14 protein-coding genes and 1 tRNA gene are annotated in these 20,876 nt (G+C 70.3%); 13 read left to right on the top strand and 2 right to left on the bottom strand.

Translation table 11 applies throughout. The annotated features are described in order from the left end of the window. The first annotated feature begins 87 nt into the window (after positions 1–87). The 4 genes from gltB (at position 88) to OE229_RS12250 (ending at position 8,992) form a co-directional block, all read left to right on the top strand. Positions 88–4,692 carry a glutamate synthase large subunit gene (gene gltB / locus OE229_RS12265; protein ID WP_410007314.1) on the top strand — a complete coding sequence of 1,535 codons (4,605 nt, stop codon included), beginning with the start codon at positions 88–90 and terminating at the stop codon, positions 4,690–4,692. Beyond that, on the top strand, positions 4,685–6,142 hold the full coding sequence (locus OE229_RS12260; protein WP_111023053.1) for a glutamate synthase subunit beta: 1,458 nt from the start codon (positions 4,685–4,687) through the stop codon (positions 6,140–6,142). The genes gltB and OE229_RS12260 overlap by 8 nt, the downstream gene beginning before the upstream one ends. Positions 6,143–6,321: 179 nt before the next feature. Beyond that, positions 6,322–7,767: a pyruvate kinase gene (gene pyk / locus OE229_RS12255; RefSeq protein ID WP_110891587.1), complete on the top strand. Its 1,446-nt coding sequence runs from the start codon at positions 6,322–6,324 to the stop codon at positions 7,765–7,767. 130 nt (positions 7,768–7,897) lie between these two features. Beyond that, the gene (locus tag OE229_RS12250) at positions 7,898–8,992 is read left to right on the top strand and encodes a VIT1/CCC1 transporter family protein (protein WP_182066409.1); all 1,095 of its coding nucleotides are present in this window, start codon (positions 7,898–7,900) and stop codon (positions 8,990–8,992) included. Between the two features lie 23 nt (positions 8,993–9,015). Here OE229_RS12250 and OE229_RS12245 read toward each other — a convergent pair whose 3' ends face one another. Beyond that, a complete protein-coding gene (locus tag OE229_RS12245; protein WP_262138234.1) occupies positions 9,016–9,555 on the bottom strand; it encodes an HdeD family acid-resistance protein in 540 nt (179 codons plus the stop codon). Between the two features lie 151 nt (positions 9,556–9,706). On the opposite strand from OE229_RS12245, the gene exaC reads away from it, so the two are divergent. The 6 genes from exaC (at position 9,707) to OE229_RS12215 (ending at position 14,264) form a co-directional block, all read left to right on the top strand. Then, positions 9,707–11,248: an acetaldehyde dehydrogenase ExaC gene (gene exaC / locus OE229_RS12240; RefSeq protein ID WP_262138232.1), complete on the top strand. Its 1,542-nt coding sequence runs from the start codon at positions 9,707–9,709 to the stop codon at positions 11,246–11,248. After that, positions 11,248–11,646 carry a DUF779 domain-containing protein gene (locus tag OE229_RS12235; RefSeq protein ID WP_262138229.1) on the top strand — a complete coding sequence of 133 codons (399 nt, stop codon included), beginning with the start codon at positions 11,248–11,250 and terminating at the stop codon, positions 11,644–11,646. Before exaC ends, OE229_RS12235 begins: the two co-directional genes overlap by 1 nt. A gap of 52 nt (positions 11,647–11,698) precedes the next feature. Next, positions 11,699–12,868, top strand: coding sequence for a helix-turn-helix domain-containing protein (locus OE229_RS12230; protein ID WP_262138227.1), 1,170 nt, complete (start codon positions 11,699–11,701; stop codon positions 12,866–12,868). A gap of 55 nt (positions 12,869–12,923) precedes the next feature. Next, positions 12,924–13,008: transfer RNA gene (locus tag OE229_RS12225), tRNA-Leu, on the top strand. Between the two features lie 70 nt (positions 13,009–13,078). Next, complete coding sequence (locus tag OE229_RS12220; RefSeq protein ID WP_017887240.1) at positions 13,079–13,684, top strand: ANTAR domain-containing response regulator; 606 nt, start codon at positions 13,079–13,081, stop codon at positions 13,682–13,684. Between the two features lie 109 nt (positions 13,685–13,793). Continuing rightward, positions 13,794–14,264, top strand: coding sequence for a GNAT family N-acetyltransferase (locus tag OE229_RS12215; protein ID WP_262138225.1), 471 nt, complete (start codon positions 13,794–13,796; stop codon positions 14,262–14,264). A 16-nt stretch (positions 14,265–14,280) separates the two neighbouring features. On the opposite strand, the gene OE229_RS12210 is transcribed toward OE229_RS12215, so the two are convergent. Beyond that, on the bottom strand, positions 14,281–14,649 hold the full coding sequence (locus OE229_RS12210) for a PaaI family thioesterase (protein WP_051596794.1): 369 nt from the start codon (positions 14,647–14,649) through the stop codon (positions 14,281–14,283). A 128-nt stretch (positions 14,650–14,777) separates the two neighbouring features. Here OE229_RS12210 and polA point away from each other — a divergent pair, with 128 nt between their 5' ends. The 3 genes from polA (at position 14,778) to rpsA (ending at position 20,784) form a co-directional block, all read left to right on the top strand. Beyond that, positions 14,778–17,420 (top strand): DNA polymerase I, encoded by a 2,643-nt coding sequence (polA, locus tag OE229_RS12205; RefSeq protein ID WP_247737737.1) that lies wholly within the window; start codon positions 14,778–14,780, stop codon positions 17,418–17,420. Positions 17,421–17,470: 50 nt separating this feature from the next. Next, positions 17,471–19,150 carry a DUF885 domain-containing protein gene (locus OE229_RS12200; RefSeq protein WP_262138223.1) on the top strand — a complete coding sequence of 560 codons (1,680 nt, stop codon included), beginning with the start codon at positions 17,471–17,473 and terminating at the stop codon, positions 19,148–19,150. Positions 19,151–19,308: 158 nt separating this feature from the next. Next, a complete protein-coding gene (rpsA, locus tag OE229_RS12195; protein ID WP_182066416.1) occupies positions 19,309–20,784 on the top strand; it encodes a 30S ribosomal protein S1 in 1,476 nt (491 codons plus the stop codon). The last annotated feature ends 92 nt before the right edge of the window (positions 20,785–20,876 follow it).

The following is a 20,876-nucleotide window of genomic DNA, read 5'->3' as shown; positions in this document are numbered from 1 at the left end:
CACGGGCACCAGTCCCGCCCGCTCGGGCGGAACGCACCACCGGGCCACCGCTGTCCCTGTTCCACTTCCTCGTGAGGACGGTTCCCCATGGCGCTCCAGCCAACCCAGCCCTCGGCACCGACGAGCCTCGTGCCGCCGCACCGCCGCTTCTCCGCGATCCCGGACGCCACGGGCATGTACGACCCGGCGAACGAGAAGGACGCCTGCGGCCTCGCGATGGTCGCGACCCTGCGCGGCACGCCCGGTCACGACATCGTCGACGCGGCGCTCGGTGCGCTCCGGAACCTCGAGCACCGCGGTGCCGTGGGCTCCGACGCGGGTACCGGTGACGGCGCGGGCATCCTGTGCCAGGTGCCCGACGAGTTCCTCCGGGCCGTCGTGCCCTTCGAGCTGCCGGCAGCGGGGGAGTACGCCGTCGGTACCGCCTACCTGCCCCTGGACGACGACGCGCGCCACGCGGTGAAGGGTGCCGTGGAGCGGCTCGCCCGCGAAGAGGGCCTGAAGGTCCTCGGGTGGCGCGAGGTCCCGGTGCGTCCGGAGGTCCTCGGCACGCTGGCCCGTGCCGCGATGCCGGCGTTCGAGCAGCTGTTCGTCGCCTCCATCCGGCACGACGTGCACGGTGCCTCGTGGAGCGGCATCGCGCTGGACCGCCAGGCCTTCCGGCTCCGCAAGCGCGCCGAGCACGACAACGACCTGTACTTCATGTCGCTGTCGAGCCGCACCATGGTCTACAAGGGCATGGTCACGACGCTCCAGCTCGAGCCGTTCTACCCGGACCTCAGCGACGAGCGCTTCGCTTCGAAGCTCGCGATCGTGCACTCGCGGTACTCCACCAACACGTTCCCGTCGTGGCCGCTCGCGCAGCCGTTCCGGACGATCGCCCACAACGGCGAGATCAACACGGTGCGCGGCAACCGCAACTGGATGCGCGCGCGCCAGTCGCAGCTCGAGAGTGAACTGCTCGGCGACATGGCGCCGCTGCTGCCCATCGTGAGCCCGGGGGCGAGCGACTCGGCCTCGTTCGACGAGGTCCTCGAGCTGCTGACCCTGACCGGCCGGACCCTGCCGCACGCCGTGTCGATGATGGTGCCCGAGGCGTGGGAGAACCAGGTCGGGATGGATCCGGACCTCCGCGCGTTCTACGAGTACCACTCGATGCTCATGGAGCCGTGGGACGGCCCCGCCGCGATCACCTTCACCGACGGCTCGCTCGTCGGCGCCACCCTCGACCGCAACGGCCTGCGCCCCGGACGCTTCCTGGTCACGGACGACGGCCTCATCGTCATGGGCTCCGAGACGGGCGTCATCGACGTGCCGGCCGCCAAGGTCGTGCGCAAGGGCCGCCTGCGTCCGGGCCGGATGTTCCTGGTGGACACCGAGGCCGGGCGCATCATCGAGGACGACGAGGTCAAGCGCGAGCTCGCCGCCTCGGGGCCGTGGGGAGACTGGCTCGAAGCCGGCCGCATCAACCTCAACGACCTGCCGGAGCGCGAGCACATTGTGCACACCCCGGCCTCGGTCACCCGACGGCAGCGCGCGTTCGGGTACACCGAGGAAGAGGTCCGGATCCTGCTGCGCCCGATGGCGGCAGCGGGGGCCGAACCCCTCGGTGCGATGGGTTCGGACACCCCGATCGCCGTGCTGTCGGAGCGTCCGCGGCTGCTGTTCGACTACTTCACGCAGCAGTTCGCGCAGGTGACCAACCCGCCGCTCGACTCGATCCGCGAGCAGGTCATCACCTCGATGGGGATGGGGCTCGGTCCGGAGCGCAACCTGCTCTCCGCCGGCCCCGAGCACGCGAAGCAGATCACGCTCGACTTCCCGGTGATCGACAACGACCAGCTCGCCAAGGTCCAGCACTTCGAGACCGAGTCGGGTCGCCACCTGACCGTCACGATCAAGGGCCTGTACCGCGTCGACGCCGGCAAGAAGGCGATGCAGAAGCGCATCGCCGCCGTGTGCGACGAGGTCGACGCCGCGATCGAGTCCGGCAAGCAGTTCATCGTGCTGTCCGACCGCGACGGCAACTCCGAGCAGGCACCGGTGCCGAGCCTCCTGCTCCTCGCCGCGGTCCACCACCACCTGATCCGCACCGAGCAGCGGATGAAGGTCGGGCTCATCGTCGAGGCCGGCAACGTGCGCGAGGTCCACCACGTGGCGACCCTCATCGGGTACGGCGCCTCGGCGATCAACCCGTACCTGGCGATGGAGACCTGCGAGAACCTGGTCCGAGCCGGCATGATCCCCGGGATCACACCGGAGCAGGCCGTCAAGAACGTCATCAAGGCGCTGGGCAAGGGCGTCCTGAAGATCATGTCGAAGATGGGCATCTCCACGGTGTCCAGCTACGCGGGCGCACAGGCGTTCGAGGCGGTCGGGCTCAGCCAGGAGTTCGTCGACAGGTACTTCACGGGCACCTCGTCGATCCTGGGTGGCGTCGACATCGACGTCATCGCCAAGGAGAACGCCGAGCGGCACGCCCAGGCGTACCCGCAGGACGGCGCGGTGCTCTCCCACGAGCGGCTGCAGATCGGTGGCGAGTACCAGTGGCGCCGGCAAGGCCCGCCGCACCTGTTCAACCCGGACACGGTGTTCCGCCTGCAGCACGCCACCCGTGCTCGCCGGTACGACATCTTCCGCGAGTACTCGAGCGCCGTGGACGACCAGTCCGAGCAGCTCATGACGCTCCGCGGGCTGTTCCGGTTCAAGCAGGGCGCTCGGAAGCCCATCGCGCTCGACGAGGTCGAGTCGATCGAGTCGATCGTCAAGCGGTTCAACACCGGTGCGATGTCGTACGGGTCCATCTCGAAGGAGGCCCACGAGACGCTCGCCATCGCGATGAACCGACTCGGTGGCCGATCGAACACGGGCGAGGGTGGCGAGGACGTCGACCGGTTGCTCGACCCCGAGCGTCGCAGCGCGATCAAGCAGGTCGCCTCCGGCCGCTTCGGCGTGACGAGCATGTACCTGACGCACGCCACCGACATCCAGCTCAAGATGGCGCAGGGCGCGAAGCCCGGCGAGGGCGGGCAGCTGCCCCCGGCGAAGGTCTACCCGTGGGTGGCCCGCACCCGGCACGCCACCGCGGGCGTCGGGCTCATCTCGCCGCCGCCGCACCACGACATCTACTCCATCGAGGACCTCAAGCAGCTGATCTTCGACGTCAAGCGCGCCAACCCGGCCGCGCGCGTCCACGTGAAGCTCGTGAGCCAGTCCGGCATCGGTGCGGTCGCGGCCGGCGTGACGAAGGCCCTGGCCGACGTCGTGCTCGTGTCCGGCCACGACGGCGGCACCGGCGCGAGCCCGCTGAACTCGCTCAAGCACGCCGGCACGCCGTGGGAGATCGGCCTGGCCGAGACCCAGCAGACGCTCATGCTGAACGGCATGCGCGACCGCGTCGTCGTGCAGGTGGACGGGCAGATGAAGACCGGGCGCGACGTCGTCGTGGCCGCGTTGCTCGGGGCCGAGGAGTACGGCTTCGCCACCGCACCACTCGTGGTCGAGGGCTGCATCCTGATGCGCGTCTGCCACCTGGACACCTGCCCGGTCGGCGTCGCCACGCAGAACCCCGAGCTCCGCAAACGGTTCTCCGGCAAGCCCGAGTTCGTCGTCAACTTCTTCGAGTTCATCGCGCAAGAGGTCCGCGAGCTCCTCGCCGAGCTCGGCTTCCGCAGCCTCGACGAGGCGATCGGGCAGACCGACGTGCTCGACGTCGACCGTGCCGTCGAGCACTGGAAGGCCTCCGGGCTCGACCTCGCGCCGGTGCTCAAGGGACCGCGCTTCGACGACGCCGAACCGCGCCGCCACCACCGCGAGCAGGACCACGAGCTGGACCAGCACTTCGACGTGCAGCTCATCCAGCAGACCGCGGACGTGCTCGACCACGGCGGTTCGATCGCGCTCGACCTGCCCATCCGCAACACCGAGCGTGCCGTCGGCACCATGCTCGGCCACCAGGTGACCCTGCGACACGGCGAGCACGGTCTGCCGAACGGTTCGATCGACGTGACGCTGCGCGGTTCCGCCGGGCAGTCGCTCGGCGCGTTCCTGCCGGCGGGCATCACGCTGCGGCTCATCGGCGACAGCAACGACTACGTCGGCAAGGGGCTCTCCGGCGGCCAGATCGTCGTCCGTCCCGACGCCGGTTCGGGCTTCGACCCCGCCGAGAACGTCATCGCCGGCAACGTCATCGGGTACGGCGCCACCCAGGGCAGCATGTTCATCCGCGGCATCGTGGGTGAACGGTTCCTGGTGCGGAACTCCGGTGCCACAGCCGTCGTCGAGGGCGTGGGCGACCACGCGCTCGAGTACATGACGGGCGGGCTCGCGCTCATCCTCGGCGAGACCGGCCGGAACCTCGGTGCCGGTATGTCCGGTGGGACGGCGTACGTCCGTGGGCTCCGCGAGGAGCACGTGAACACCGACGCCCTGATGTCGGGCGAACTCCGGCTCGAGGCGCTCGACAGCGCCGACGTCGAGATCGTCACCGACCTGCTCACCCGGCACGCCGACGAGACGGGGTCGACGCTCGCGTCCGACCTGCTGGCGTCCGGAGACCTGAGCGACTTCGTCAAGGTGCTGCCGCGCGACTACGCGGCGGTGCTCGAGACACGCAGACAGGCCGTCGACGAGGGGCTCGACCCCGACGGTGACATCGTTTGGAACAGGATCATGGAGGTGACCGGTGGCTGACCCCAAGGGATTCCTGAAGGTCCAGGAACGCGAACTGCCGCCCCGGCGACCCGTGCCCGTGCGGCTCATGGACTGGAAAGAGGTCTACGAGCAGCAGGAGTCCGGTGTCCTGAAGCGCCAGGCCGGCCGCTGCATGGACTGCGGCGTGCCGTTCTGCCACCAGGGCTGCCCGCTCGGCAACCTGATCCCGGAGTGGAACGACCTGACCTGGCGCGGTGAGGGCCGGCAGGCGATCGAGCGCCTGCACGAGACGAACAACTTCCCGGAGTTCACGGGTCGGCTCTGCCCGGCACCGTGCGAGTCGTCGTGCGTGCTCGGCATCAACCAGCCCCCGGTGACGATCAAGCAGGTCGAGGTCTCGATCATCGACCAGGCGTTCCAGAACGGCTGGGTCACCCCGCACCCGCCGGAGCGCCTGACGGGCAAGACCGTCGCCGTCGTGGGCTCCGGCCCCGCCGGCCTCGCCGCCGCGCAGCAGCTCACGCGTGCCGGCCACACGGTCGCCGTCTACGAGCGGGACGACCGCATCGGCGGCCTGCTCCGCTACGGCATCCCGGACTTCAAGATGGAGAAGCGCCAGATCGACGCGCGCCTCGCCCAGATGCAGGCCGAGGGCACCCGGTTCCGTGCCGGGGTCGAGATCGGCAAGGACATCACCTGGGACGACCTGAAGTCGCGCTACGACGCGGTCGTCGTCGCCACCGGTGCCACGGTGCCGCGCGACCTCCCGATCCCCGGGCGCGACCTCGAGGGCGTGCACTTCGCCATGGACTACCTGGTCCAGCAGAACAAGGCGAACGCGGGCACGACGGTCGACAACCAGATCACGGCCGAGGGCAAGCACGTCGTCGTCATCGGCGGTGGCGACACCGGCGCGGACTGCATCGGCACCGCCCACCGCCAGGGCGCGTTGAGCGTGACGAACCTGGCGATCGGCAAGCAGCCGCCGCTCGAGCGTCCGTCCGACCAGCCGTGGCCGATGTTCCCGACCGTGTTCGAGATCACGAGCGCCCACGAAGAGGGCGGCGAGCGGCACTTCCTCGCCTCCACCGTCGAGTTCCTGTCGAACGACGCCGGCGAGGTCCGTGCGCTGCGGGTCGCCGAGACCGAGTACCTCGACGGCCGACGGGTCCCGAAGGCGGGCAGCGAGCGGGAGATCCCGGCCGACCTCGTCCTCATCGCGATGGGCTTCACCGGCCCCGAGTCGGACACGATCGAGCCGCAGCTCGGTCTGCCGACGACGGTCTCCGGGGCGCTCGACCGCCGTGCCGACTACGCGACCAACGAGGCCGGGGTGTTCGTCGCCGGCGACGCGGGTCGTGGGCAGTCGCTCATCGTCTGGGCGATCGCCGAGGGCCGTGCCGCGGCCGCACAGGTCGACGAGTACCTCGAGGGCTCCACGATCCTGCCGGCACCGGTCAAGGCGACCGACCGGGCGATCTCCGTCTGATGTCGGACGCGCACCAGATGTCGGACCGCCGCCGGACGGCGGACCGTCTCCACCAGATGCTCACGCTCCCGTGAGCGTGAGGCCACCAGCACTCGGTAGGGTGCTGGTGGCCTCGATCCGTTCCGCGCGGCCCCACAGCGCGGAAACCCAAGCTCCATCCACCACCACGAAGGAATCCATTGAGACGCGCAAAGATCGTTTCGACGCTCGGACCGGCAACGTCGGACTACGAGACCGTCAAGGAGATCATCGAAGCGGGCGTCGACGTCGCCCGCCTCAACCTCAGCCACGGTGACTACAGCGTCCACGAGGCCAACTACGTCAACGTCCGTCGTGCCGCCGAAGAACTCGGCAAGCCCGTCGCGATCCTCGTCGACCTGCAGGGTCCGAAGATCCGTCTGGCACGCTTCGCCGACGGCCCGCACGACCTGGCGGTCGGTGACGTCTTCACCATCACGACCGAGGACGTCCCGGGCTCGAAGGAGATCTGCGGCACGACGTTCAAGGGCCTGCCGCAGGACGTCAAGCCCGGCGACCCGCTGCTCATCGACGACGGCCGTGTCCGCCTCCGTGTCCTCGACACCGACGGCGTGCGGGTCCGCACCGAGGTCGTCGTCCCCGGCACGGTGTCCAACAACAAGGGCATCAACCTGCCCGGTGTCGCCGTCAACGTCCCCGCGCTGAGCGAGAAGGACGAGGCCGACCTGCGCTGGGCGATCCGCCAGGGCGCCGACCTCATCGCGCTGTCGTTCGTGCGCAACGCGAGCGACGTCGTGCGTGCCCACGAGATCATGGACGAAGAGGGCAAGCGCCTGCCGGTCATCGCCAAGGTCGAGAAGCCCCAGGCCGTCGACGCCCTCGAGGAGATCATCGACGCCTTCGACAGCATCATGGTCGCCCGCGGTGACCTCGGCGTCGAGCTCCCGCTCGAGGCCGTCCCGATCGTGCAGAAGCGCGCCGTCGAGCTGTCCCGCCGCATGGCCAAGCCGGTCATCGTCGCGACGCAGATGCTCGAGTCGATGATCTCGTCGCCGATCCCCACCCGCGCGGAGACCTCCGACGTCGCCAACGCCGTCCTCGACGGTGCGGACGCGGTCATGCTGTCCGGTGAGACGAGCGTCGGTGAGTACCCGGTGCAGACCGTCCGCACCATGGCCCGCATCGTCGAGTCCACCGAGGACCACGGTCTCGAGCGCATCGCGCCACTCGGCACCAAGCCGCGCACCCTCGGCGGTGCGATCACCCTCGCCGCCGTCGAGATCGCCGAGTTCACCGAGGCGTCGTACCTCTGCGTCTTCACCGAGTCCGGTGACTCGGCCCGCCGCATGTCGCGTCTGCGCCACGGTCTGCCGATCATCGCCTTCACCCCGAACGAGGCCACGCGCCGCCGGATGGCCCTCACCTGGGGAGTCCGTTCGTTCCTGGTGGAGCGGAAGACCCACACCGACGAGCTCTTCTCGCAGGTGGACGACGTCCTCCTCGAGAACGGCCTGGCCGCTCCCGGCGACCGCGTCATCGTGACGGCCGGGTCCCCTCCCGGCATCGAGGGCTCGACGAACGACCTGCGCGTGCACCGGGTGGGCGACGCCCACGCCGAGGCCGCCCCGGCCTACGTCCGGGACTGATCCGAGGGATCCGTCGCCACCAGGGCGCGGACTGGAGGCCCGGCGCGAGCAGCGTCGACCGCCCCCGGTCCGCGCCCTGCCGCGTCTCCACGGCCCTGGTGGTGACCGGACGTCGGCCGCAGGCGGCAGGATGGTCGCTGTGAGCCTCCGATCCGACACCCCGGCGTCGCGCGCCGACGTTCGCCGCTGGCGTCGCTACCTGGCCGACGAACGTGCCGAAGCGGCCGTGTACCGCAACCTCGCTGCCCGCCGTTCCGGCGAGGAACGCGAGATCCTCGCCGCGCTGGCCGAGGCCGAAGGGCGGCACGCCGACCACTGGCTCGACCTGCTCGGCGACGACGTCGGACGACCGGAGCGGGGGAGTCTGCGCACCCGGGTGCTCGCCGTGCTGGCCAAGCGGTTCGGGTCGGTCTTCGTCCTCGCGCTCATGCAGCGCGCCGAGGACCGCTCGCCGTACGCCGACGACTCGGACGCGACCGCGCGGATGGCCGCCGACGAGCGGATCCACGGCGAGGTCGTGCGCGGGCTCGCGAACCGCGGCCGGATGCGGCTCTCCGGCACGTTCCGGGCGGCGGTGTTCGGCGCGAACGACGGCCTGGTGTCGAACCTGGCGCTCATCATCGGCATCAGTGCCTCCGGGGCCGACCGGCACTTCGTGCTGCTGAGCGGCATCGCCGGCCTGCTCGCCGGCGCGTTGTCGATGGGGGCGGGGGAGTACGTCTCCGTCCGGTCGCAGCGCGAACTGCTCGAGGCGTCCGCGCCGCATCCCGAGGCCGGCAGGGCGGTGTCGGACCTCGACGTCGACGCGAACGAGCTCGCGCTGGTCTACCGGGCGCGCGGGATGTCCGAGGCGGAGGCAACCGAGCACGCCGCGCAGGTGCTGTCCGGCATCGGTGAGCGGCGGCCGGCGACGGGTCCGACCGCGGTCGCGGACGACCACGAGGCGGTCGGCACCGGGCTGAGCGCCGCGGTGTCGAGCTTCTGCTTCTTCGCCTCGGGCGCGGTCATCCCGGTGCTGCCGTTCCTGTTCGGCATGCAGGGGTGGCCGGCGATCGCCGTGGCCGGCGGGCTGGTGGGCATCGCCCTGCTCGGCACCGGTGCCGTCGTCGGCGTGCTGAGCGGAGCGTCCCCCGGCAAGCGGGCCTTCCGGCAGCTCGCCATCGGGTTCGGTGCGGCGATCGTCACCTACGCACTCGGGCTGCTCTTCGGCACCGGTTCGGCCTAGCGGCGGACGGCGGCGCGCGGCGGCTACCGGCGGACGGCGGCGCGCGGCGGCAGGAGGAGCAGGGCCGCGGCCCCGACGAAGATGAGCGCGATGCCGGCGAAGACCATGAAGACGGTCAGCGCGAGTCCGGGCGCGACGAGCACGACGATGCCACCGATGATCGACAGCACGCCACTGACGACCGTCGGGACGCGTGACGATCCCGGGTGTCCGACGAAGCCGCCGACGATCGCGGCGACCCCCTCGATCAGGAAGCCGACCCCGGCGAGCACGGCGTAGACGACGAGCGGGATCGCCGGGTCGAGCAGCGTCACGAGCCCCGCGACCGCGACCAGGCCGCCGACGATGCCGGACGTCCACCGCCACACCGGGCGGGTACCGTGGCCCCGCACCGCGGCGAAGACGCGCAGTGCCCCGGCCACGACGAGGTACACGCCGAACAGCAGCGCCACGAGCACGAGCGACGGGCGGGGCCAGACGATCGCCACGATGCCCAGTGCGATGGCGACGACGGCGGTGACGACGACGAACACCCGGAACGTCCTGACGGCACGAGAATCCACGAGCGCTCCTCCCTGTTCGCCGGCGCTGGTGTCCAGCACGCTACCCGTCGGAGCCGCGGGCCGTGCAACGACCTGCAACCCCCGCGGTCGTACGGTGCGGAGCAGGCGCGCGACCCGTGCGCCCCGACAGCGTCGTCGAAAGGGCACCACCATGACCATCGCACCCTCGCCCACCAGCTACGCCGCACCCGGCGAACCCGGCTCCCTGGTCGAGTACCGATCCCGGTACGACCACTTCATCGGCGGTGAGTACGTGCCGTCCGCCAGCGGGCAGTACTTCGAGAACCCGACGCCCGTCACGGGCAAGGTCTTCACCGAGGTCGCACGCGGTGACTCCACGGACGTCGACCGCGCCGTCGCCGCCGCCTGGAAGGCGTTCCCGGCCTGGGGCCGGACGAGCGCGGCCGAACGTGCCGTCATCCTCAACAGGATCGCGGACCGCATGGAGGAGCACCTCGAGATGCTCGCCGTCGCCGAGACGTGGGAGAACGGCAAGCCGATCCGCGAGACCCTCGGCGCCGACATCCCGCTCGCGATCGACCACTTCCGGTACTTCGCCGGGGCGATCCGTGCGCAGGAGGGCTCCGCCGGCGAGATCGACCACGACACCGTGGCCTACCACTTCCACGAACCGCTCGGCGTCGTCGGGCAGATCATCCCCTGGAACTTCCCGATCCTGATGGCCGTGTGGAAGCTCGCACCGGCCCTCGCCGCCGGCAACTGCGTCGTGCTGAAGCCCGCCGAGCAGACCCCGGCGTCCATCCACGTGCTCGTCGAGCTCATCCGCGACCTGCTTCCCGCCGGGGTGCTCAACGTCGTCAACGGCTTCGGCATCGAGGTCGGCGCACCGCTCGCGCAGCACCCCGACATCCGGAAGATCGCCTTCACGGGGGAGACCACCACCGGGCGGCTGATCATGCAGTACGCGTCGCAGAGCCTCATCCCGGTGACGCTCGAGCTCGGCGGCAAGAGCCCGAACGTGTTCTTCCCCGACGTGGCGGCCGAGAAGGACTCCTTCTACGACAAGGCGCTCGAGGGCTTCACCTTCTTCAACCTCAATCAGGGCGAGGTCTGCACGTGTCCGTCCCGGGCACTCGTGGCGAAGGAGATCTACGACGGGTTCGTCGCCGACGGCCTGGAACGCGTGCGTGCCGTCAAGCAGGGACACCCGCTCGACCTGTCGACGATGATCGGCGCCCAGGCGTCCAACGACCAGCTCGAGAAGATCCTGAGCTACATCGACATCGGCAAGCAGGAGGGCGCGAAGCTCCTGACCGGTGGCGAGCGCGCCGACCTGGGCGGCGAACTCTCCGGCGGCTACTACGTCACGCCGACGGTGTTCGAGGGCGACAACTCGATGCGGATCTTCCAGGAGGAGATCTTCGGGCCCGTGCTCGCCCTGACGTCCTTCAGCGGCTACGACGACGCGATCGCCACGGCCAACGACACCCTGTACGGGCTCGGCGCCGGGGTGTGGAGCCGAGACGTCACGACCCTGTACCGCGCCGGACGTGACATCCAGGCCGGGCGCGTGTGGTCGAACACGTACCACCAGTACCCGGCGGGTGCGGCCTTCGGCGGCTACAAGCAGTCCGGCATCGGGCGCGAGAACCACAAGATGATGCTCGACCACTACCAGCAGACGAAGAACCTGCTCGTCTCCTACGCCGATGGACCGATGGGCTTCTTCTGATGCCCGACACCGCACGCGTCGCGGTGACGCCGGCGGCGGAGGAGCTGCTGCGCACCCTCACCGCCCGGCACGGCCCGCTGATGTTCCACCAGTCCGGCGGCTGCTGCGACGGCTCGAGCCCGATGTGCTACCCCGTCGGCATGTTCCGGACCGGCCCGGGGGACGTCCTGCTCGGCGCGTTGCAGGTCGACGGCCTCGAGCCGGTCGAGGTGTACATGTCGGTGTCGCAGTTCGAGTACTGGAAGTACACGCACCTGACGATCGACGTGGTCGACGGTCGGGGCGGCGGGTTCTCGGTCGAGGTCCCCGCGGGCAAACGGTTCCTCACCCGGTCGCGGATGTTCGACGACGCCGAGCTCGCCGATCTCGGCCTGGTCCCGCGGGTGGCCCGGACGTAGGCTGACCGTACGCGTCGCGACGGAGCGGCGGGTGGGGTCGATCGGAGGACGCATGCGCGCACCCGGTCGGCTCCGCCCGCTCGTCGCCGCGTCGTGGCAGCGGTCCGCCCGGGTCGACCCCGACGCCACCCCGGTCCTCGCCCTCGACGACGACGAACTCGACGCCGTACGACACGACGGCCCGCTCTCCACCCTGCTGCCGGTGGTCCGTCGGCTGCTGCTCGACGACTCCCGCTCGGCCGGCTGCGTCGTCGCCGTCGCGGACGCCGCGGGTCGTCTCGTCTGGGTCGACGGCGCCCGCTCCACGCGTCGTGCCGCCGAGGACATGGGCTTCGTCCCCGGAGCCGACTGGTCGGAGGACCGCGTCGGCACCAGCGCGCCCGGCACGGCACTGCGTCTGGACCGTCCGGTGCAGATCCGGTCCGACGAGCACTACGCGAACGCCGTCGAGCCGTTCTCGTGCACGGCCGTCCCGGTGCACGACGCGAGCGGTGCCACGGTGGGGGTGCTCGACCTGACGGGCGACGACCGCGCCGTCGAGCGGCACACGCTGCCGCTGCTCGCCGCCACGGTCGCCGCCGCCGAGGCCCGGCTGGCCCTGGCCGCGGTCCGTCCACGCGCGCGGACACCCCGCGTGCCGCCGGCCCGACTGACCGTGCTCGGGACCGACACCGCCGTGCTCCGGATCGCCGACCGCCGGGTCGAGCTGTCCGCCCGGCACTCCGAGCTGCTCGTCGTGCTCGCCGCGCACCCCGACGGCCTCGCGGCGACCGACCTCGCCGCGGCCGTCTACGGTGACCCGGGCTCGGTCGTCACCCTGCGCGCCGAGGTCGTCCGGCTCCGGCGGGTCCTCGCGCAGCACGCGCCGGACGTGACCGTGACGTCGCGGCCGTACCGGCTGACCGGGGTCCGGACCGACGTCGACGGCGTGCTGTCCGCGCTCGAACGCGGGGCGCGCCTCCAGGCCGTCGACCGGTACGCCGGACCGGTCCTGCCGAGCTCCGCCGCACCGGGCGTGGACGCGGTCCGTGACCTGGTGCGGCTGCGGTTCCGCGAGTCGGTCGTCGCCGACGGCGGCGTCGACGCCCTGCTCGCGTGGGCGCGCACCCCGGACGGTGCGACCGACGCGCTCGTGCTGCGCGCGCTGCTCGCGGTGCTGCCGCGGCGGTCGCCGCGACGAGCCGGTCTCGTGACGGCGATCGAGGCGCTCGAGGGCTCCTGAGACGGTCGACGACGGGCCGGGAGGCACGGGTCGGGCTGGTAGTGTTGGCCTCCTCGCGAGTGTGGTGGAATCGGCAGACACGGGGCACTCAAAATGCTCTGCCTCACGGCGTGCGGGTTCAAGTCCCGCCACTCGTACCAACGATCGATCCGTCGTTCGATCTGCGTGGTCTGGGATGCGGCACTTCCGTCGTCTAGTAGGCTTTCGTCCGTGAGTGACACAGAAGCAACAGCACCAGCACCCCGTCGCGTCGTCGTCGCCGAGGACGAGTCGCTCATCCGCCTCGACATCGTGGAGATCCTCCGCGACAACGGCTTCGACGTGGTCGGTGAAGCCGGTGACGGTGAGACCGCCGTGCAGCTCGCGACCGACCTCCGCCCCGACCTCGTCGTGATGGACGTCAAGATGCCCCAGCTCGACGGCATCTCCGCAGCCGAGAAGCTGTCCAAGAACCACATCGCGCCCGTCGTCCTGCTGACCGCGTTCAGCCAGAAGGACCTCGTCGAGCGTGCAACTGAGGCCGGCGCGCTGGCCTACGTGGTCAAGCCCTTCACCCCGAACGACCTGCTCCCCGCGATCGAGATCGCCCTGTCGCGGTACCAGCAGATCATCACGCTCGAGGCCGAGGTCGCGGACCTCGTCGAGCGCTTCGAGACCCGCAAGCTCGTCGACCGGGCCAAGGGCCTGCTGAACGAGAAGATGGGCCTCACCGAGCCCGAGGCGTTCCGCTGGATCCAGAAGGCCTCGATGGACCGCCGCCTGACCATGCACGACGTCGCGAAGGCGATCATCGAGCAGCTCAGCGCCAAGAAGTAGTCCAGCGCACCACCGTCGCTCACGGAACGCCGCCGCCCCACCCGGGTCCGGCGGCGTTCCTGCGTCCGGGGGCGGGGCGTGTGCCGCGACCACCTGGCAGGCTGGAGCCATGGACGACGTGGTGATCCGGGCCTCCCGACCTGACGACATGCCGGCGGTGGCAGACCTGCGGTGGCGGTGGAGCGTCGACGAGGGCGGCGCGCAGCCGGCGGCGAGCGTGGAGGCCTACCGCGATGCGATGACGGCCTTCGCGGCCGACCACGCGGAGTCGCACCGGTGCGTCGTCGCGGAGCGGGACGGCGTCGTGCTCGGGATGGCCTGGCTCGGGCTCGTCGCGCGACCGCCACTGCCGGACCGGCCGGGGCACCGACTGACCGCCGACGTGCAGACGGTCTACGTGCACCCGGAGCTGCGAGGCTCCGGCGTCGCCGGACGGCTCGTCACGGCCCTGCTGGAGCTCGCCGACGAACTCGGCGTGGAGCGGACGTCGGTGCACTCGAGCGTGGACGGCGAGCGGCTCTACCGGCGGCTCGGGTTCGGCGACGCCCGCCTGTTGCTGCAGCGGCCGCCGGAGGACTGAGGGGTCGGTCCGTCGGTCAGCGACGCTCGCGGATCATGTTCGTGATCCGCACCGTGGAGCACCGGCGACCCTGGTCGTCGGTCAGGACGATCTCGTGGGTGGTGAGCGTGCCGCCCAGGTGGATGGCGGTGCACGTGCCCGTGACGATGCCGCTCGTCGCGCTGCGGGAGTGCGAGGCGCTGAGCTCGATGCCGACGGCGTAGCGGCCGGGCCCGGCGTGCACGTTCGCGGCCATCGACCCGAGGCTCTCCGCCAGGACGACGTAGGCGCCGCCGTGCAGCAGGCCGACCGGCTGGCGGTTGCCCTCGACGGGGATCGAACCGACCGCCCGCTCAGCCGAGAGCTCGGTGATGACCATGCCCATCTTCTCGGCCAGCTCGCCCATGCCGCGTTCGTCGAGGCGGGGATCGATCGTGGTCGATGTGGTGTCGTCGGTCACGGTCTGCGTCGACCTTCCGTGTCAGCGGGCGTCGGTAGGCTGTCCGGGTGTCGGACTCCGCAAAGCCTACCCTCATGGTCATCGACGGCCACTCGCTCGCCTTCCGGGCCTTCTACGCCCTGCCGGTCGACAGCTTCGTGAACCGCGAGGGGCAGCACACCAACGCGATCCACGGCTTCATCTCGATGCTGCTGATGCTGCTGCAGCGCGAGAAGCCCACCCACCTGGCGGTGGCGTTCGACATCTCCCGGTTCTCGTTCCGCACGCGGGAGTACGCCGAGTACAAGGGCACCCGCTCCGAGACCCCGGCCGAGTTCAAGGGACAGATCCCGCTCCTGCAGCAGGCGCTCGAGGCGATGGGCATCACCACCGTCACGAAAGAGGACTACGAGGCCGACGACATCCTCGCGACCCTCTCCAAGCAGGGTGCCGACCAGGGCTTCACGGTCTACGTGGTCTCCGGTGACCGCGACTCGATCCAGCTCGTCAACGACGACGTCACGCTGCTCTACCCGTCCGTCCGCGGTGTCTCCGAACTCACCCGCTACGACCGCGACAAGGTCTACGAGCGCTACGGCATCGAGCCCCACCAGTACCCGGACATCGCCGCCCTCGTCGGCGAGACCAGCGACAACCTGATCGGCATCGACAAGGTCGGCGAGAAGACCGCGGTCAAGTGGGTGACCCAGTACGGGTCGCTCGACGGCGTCCTCGAGCACGCCGACGAGATCAAGGGCGTGGTCGGCAACAACCTGCGCGAGCAGCGGGACCGGGCGATCCGGAACCGCCGGCTCAACCGCCTGGTCACCGACGTCGAGCTGCCCGTCGGTCCCGCCGACGTCGCGCTCCGCCCGGTCGACGAGACCGCGGTGCGCGAGCTCTTCGCCAAGCTGCAGTTCCGCACGCTGCTCGACCGCGTCTTCAAGGTGGCCGGGTCGGGCGACCCCGCCGAGCCGGCGGCCGAGGGCACCGTCGATGAAGGCGCGCCGACCCCGCCACCGGTCAAGACCCTGATCGACGAAGAGCTCGGCTACTGGCTCGAGCGCCGCAACGCGACCGAGGCGGCGAACGGCTACGGCGTCGCGGTCGAGGTCATCGACGGACGCCTCAGCGCCATCGGCATCGCGACCCACGACGACGCCGTACTGGTGCCGGGCGGCAGCGGTGCGAAGGACTACGAGCAGCTCTCGGCCTGGTTCGCCTCCGACGCCCCGAAGCACTTCCACGACGCCAAGGCCGCCATCAAGGCGCTCGGCACCGCCGGCTTCGTCGTGAACGGCATCGCCGGCGACGCCCGGATCATGGGGTGGCTCGCGCAGCCCGGCAAGCAGGGGCAGCCGCTGTCCGACCTCGTCTACCAGGAGCTCGGCGAGGAACTGCCGACGGCTGATCCCAACCAGCTGGTCCCCGAGACCGACCCGGTCAACGTCGGGGTGCACGCGTGGTTCGTGCTCCGCGTCACCACGGCCCTGCGCGCCCGGATCGACGCGTCGTCGCTGCAGGTCCTCGACGACATCGAGCTGCCGCTCGTGTCGGTGCTGGCCGGCATGGAGACCATCGGTGTCGGCATCGACCGACCGGTGCTCACCGGCCTGTCGAAGGAACTCGGGGAGCGCGCCGCCGAACTCGCCCAGCAGGCCTTCGCCGAGATCGGGCACGAGGTCAACCTCGGGTCGCCGAAGCAGCTGCAGGAGGTCCTGTTCACCGAGCTCGCGATGCCGAAGACCCGCAAGACGAAGACCGGGTTCTCGACCGACGCCGCGAGCCTGGCCGACCTGCAGGAACAGCACCCGCACCCGTTCCTCGGGCTCCTGCTGCAGCACCGCGACGCCACGAAGCTCCGGCAGATCGTCGACACCCTCGATGCCGCCGTGGTCGACGGGCGCATCCACACCCGCTACGAGCAGACCGGTACGAGCACCGGCCGGGTCTCGTCGACCGACCCGAACCTGCAGAACATCCCCGTGAAGACGGCCGTCGGTCGCCGGATCCGGTCGGCGTTCGCGGTCGCCGAGCCGTACACGACGCTCGTGACCGCCGACTACTCACAGATCGAGATGCGGATCATGGCGCACCTCTCCGGCGATCCGGGGCTCATCCAGGCCTTCAACGAGGGCGAGGACCTGCACCGCTTCGTCGGTGCCCGGGTCTTCGGGGTCGACCCGTCCGAGGTCTCCAACGAGATGCGCACCAAGGTCAAGGCGATGTCCTACGGCCTGGCGTACGGGTTGAGTGCCTTCGGCCTGTCCAAGCAGCTGCGCATCGAGCAGTCCGAGGCCCGCACCCTGATGACCGAGTACTTCGCCCGCTTCGGTGCGGTGCGCGACTACCTGCGCAACGTCGTCGAGCAGGCGCGCGAGGACGGCTACACCGAGACGATCTTCGGACGCCGCCGCCCGTTCCCCGACCTGAAGAGCCCGAACCGGGTCCTGCGCGAGAACGCCGAGCGGGCCGCGTTGAACGCCCCGATCCAGGGTTCGGCCGCCGACATCATCAAGATCGCGATGCTCGGGGTCGCCGACGACCTGCGCGAGGGCGAGCTGCAGTCGCACCTGCTGCTCCAGGTGCACGACGAGCTCATCCTCGAGGTCGCGCCGGGTGAGCAGGAGCGTGTCGAGGAGATCCTCCGCACCCGGATGGGCAGCGCCGCCGAGCTGAGCGTCCCGCTCGACGTCTCGGTCGGCGTGGGGCCGAACTGGGAGAGCGCCGCCCACTGACCCGGGCGGCTCGGGAGTCCTGCCGACCCGCGGGTCGGTAGGGTCGGGGCATGAGCGAAGAGCGTCCTGTCCGCCAGCCGTCCGCCGTCGACCGCGTCGCCGAGGACTGGGTCACCACCCTCGTCGACCTCGACCCGACGACCGCCACGTACATCGGCGTCCCGGGACGCACGGGGGAGTACGGCGACACCTCGCCCGCCGGTGCCGCCGCGATGGCCGAGGCCGCGCGCGGTGCGAAGCGGGCACTCGACGCCGCTCCCGCCGTCGACGCCGTGGACCAGGTGACGAAGGCCGACCTCGGCGCCGAACTGGACCTCGTGCGGGAGTCGTACGAGCGCAAGCTGCACCTCCGTGACCTCAACGTCATCGCGAGTCCGGCGCAGTCGGTCCGCGAGATCATCGACCTGATGCCGACCGCCACCGAGGGGGACTGGCAGGACATCGCGAGCCGACTGCACGCGCTGCCGGACGCGCTCGAGGGCATCCGCGAGACCCTGCTCGAGGGCACCCGCGAAGACGTCACCCCGGCCAAGCGCCAGGTCGCCCTGGTCGCCGAGCAGGCAGCGAGGAACGGCGCCGAGGACGGCTTCTTCGCCCGCCTCGCCGAGGGTGCCGCGTTCGACGACGGTTCGCCGGTGCCGGACACGCTCCGCGCCGAGCTCACCCGTGGTGCCCAGGTCGCCTCGGCCGCCTACCGGTCGCTCGGGCAGTTCCTGGAGCACGAGCTGCTGCCGCTCGCCACCCCCGTCGACGCCGTCGGTCGCGAGGCCTACGAGTTGCACTCGCGCCGGTTCCTCGGTGCGGTGGTCGACCTCGACGAGACGTACGAGTGGGGCCTCGAGGAACTCGCGCGCATGCGGGACGAGCAGGAGCGCATCGCCGACCGCATCGAGTCCGGCGCGAGCGTCGCCCGGGCGATCGAGGTGCTCGACACCGACCCGTCCCGGATCCTGCACGGAACCGACGCGCTGCAGCGGTGGATGCAGGAGACCAGCGATGCGTCGATCGCCGCGATGGCCGGTACCTACTTCGACATCCCGGACCCGATCCGTCGCCTGGAGTGCCGGATCGCCCCCACGCAAGAGGGAGGCATCTACTACAGCGGCCCCTCCGACGACTTCTCCCGTGCCGGCCGGATGTGGTGGTCGGTGCCCCAGGGCGTCACCGAGTTCGGCACCTGGCGCGAGAAGACGACGGTCTACCACGAGGGCGTCCCCGGACACCACCTCCAGATCAGTCAGGGCGTCTACAACCGCGGCGAGCTGAACACCTGGCGCCGGCAGCTGTCCGGGTCCTCCGGGCACGTCGAGGGCTGGGCGCTGTACGCCGAGCGGCTGATGGAGCAGCTCGGGTTCCTCGACGACGACGGCGACCGGCTCGGCATGCTCGACGGGCAGCGGATGCGTGCGGCCCGCGTCGTGCTCGACATCGGCGTGCACCTGCAGAAGACGAACCCCGACGGCGGCGGCTGGACGTGGGAGTACGCGCTCGACTTCATGGGGCAGAACGTGAACATGGACCCGGCGTTCGTCCGGTTCGAGGTCGCGCGGTACTTCGGGTGGCCGGGGCAGGCACCCTCGTACAAGGTGGGTCAGCGCGTCTGGGAGTCCATCCGCGACGAGGTCGCTGCGCGCGAGGGAGCGGACTTCGACCTGAAGGCGTTCCACCACCGTGCGCTGTCGCTCGGCAGCATCGGCCTCGACACCCTCCGGACCGCCCTGGTCGGGTGACGCGCCGTCGACACGCCCGGTTGTGGGGCCTCCGCCGGTGCGGTTAGACTTGCGCGGCGCAATCCGCGCCACTCAATCAATCGCCACGGCGGTGCACCACGGGGGCCGAGTCCCCGCACCCCATGGCCCGACTCATGTCCGTTCGGAGCAATCTCTACATGACAACCACTACGACCAAGGCTCCTAAGCAGGTCGCCATCAACGACATCGGTTCGGCTGATGACTTCCTGGCCGAGGTCGAGAAGACCCTGAAGTTCTTCAACGACGGTGATCTCATCTCCGGCACCGTCGTGAAGATCGACCGCGACGAGGTTCTCCTCGACGTCGGTTACAAGACCGAGGGCGTCATCCCCTCGCGCGAGCTCTCGATCAAGCACGACGTCGACCCCAACGAGGTCGTCGAGGTCGGCGACGAGGTCGAGGCCCTGGTTCTCCAGAAGGAGGACAAGGAAGGCCGCCTCATCCTGTCGAAGAAGCGCGCGCAGTACGAGCGTGCGTGGGGCGACGTCGAGAAGATCAAGGAGTCCGACGGCGTCGTGACCGGGACGGTCATCGAGGTCGTCAAGGGCGGTCTCATCGTCGACATCGGCCTCCGTGGCTTCCTCCCCGCTTCGCTCATCGAGCTCCGTCGTGTCCGCGACCTCACGCCGTACCTCGGCCAGGAGATCGAGGCCAAGATCCTCGAGCTCGACAAGAACCGCAACAACGTGGTCCTGTCGCGCCGTGCGCTCCTCGAGCAGACGCAGTCCGAGTCCCGGACGACGTTCCTCAACAACCTCCACAAGGGCCAGGTCCGCAAGGGCATCGTGTCCTCGATCGTCAACTTCGGTGCGTTCGTGGACCTCGGCGGCGTCGACGGTCTCGTCCACGTCTCCGAGCTCAGCTGGAAGCACATCGAGCACGCCAGCGAGGTCGTCGAGGTCGGTCAGGAAGTCACCGTCGAGATCCTCGAGGTCGACCTGGACCGCGAGCGCGTGTCGCTCTCGCTCAAGGCGACGCAGGAGGACCCGTGGCAGGTCTTCGCCCGCACCCACGCGATCGGTCAGATCGCACCGGGCAAGGTCACGAAGCTCGTCCCGTTCGGTGCCTTCGTCCGCGTTGCCGACGGCATCGAGGGCCTCGTGCACATCTCGGAGCTCTCGAACAAGCACGTCGAGCTCGCCGAGCAGGTCGTCTCGGTCAACGACGAGGTCTTCGTGAAGATCATCGACATCGACCTCGACCGTCGCCGCATCTCGCTCAGCCTCAAGCAGGCGAACGAGGGCGTCGACCCGGAGAGCGACGAGTTCGACCCGGCGCTCTACGGCATGCCGACCGAGTACGACGACAAGGGTGACTACAAGTACCCCGAGGGCTTCGACCCGGAGACCAACGAGTGGCTCGAGGGCTACGACACGCAGCGCACCGAGTGGGAGGGCCAGTACGCGGCCGCCCAGGCGCGTTGGGAAGCCCACAAGGCGCAGGTCGCGAAGACCATCGCCGACGAGGCGCAGGGTGGCTTCGACCTCCCGGCCTCGGCTTCCTCGTCGTCGTCGACCTCGTCGTTCGCCGGCGAGACCGGTGGCGCGAGCCCCCTGGCCGACGACGCGTCGCTCGCGGCACTCCGCGAGAAGCTCAGCTCGACCAACAACTGATCGAGCGGTTCGTCCCGACCGGAAGCCCGGCACCCCTGACAGGGTGCCGGGCTTCCGGCGTTTCCGGATGCACGGGTCGTTACCCTGTTGCC

Source organism: Curtobacterium poinsettiae, assembly GCF_025677645.1.
GTDB classification, from domain to species: domain Bacteria; phylum Actinomycetota; class Actinomycetes; order Actinomycetales; family Microbacteriaceae; genus Curtobacterium; species Curtobacterium poinsettiae_A.
This window is presented reverse-complemented; position numbering and strand designations above follow the sequence as displayed.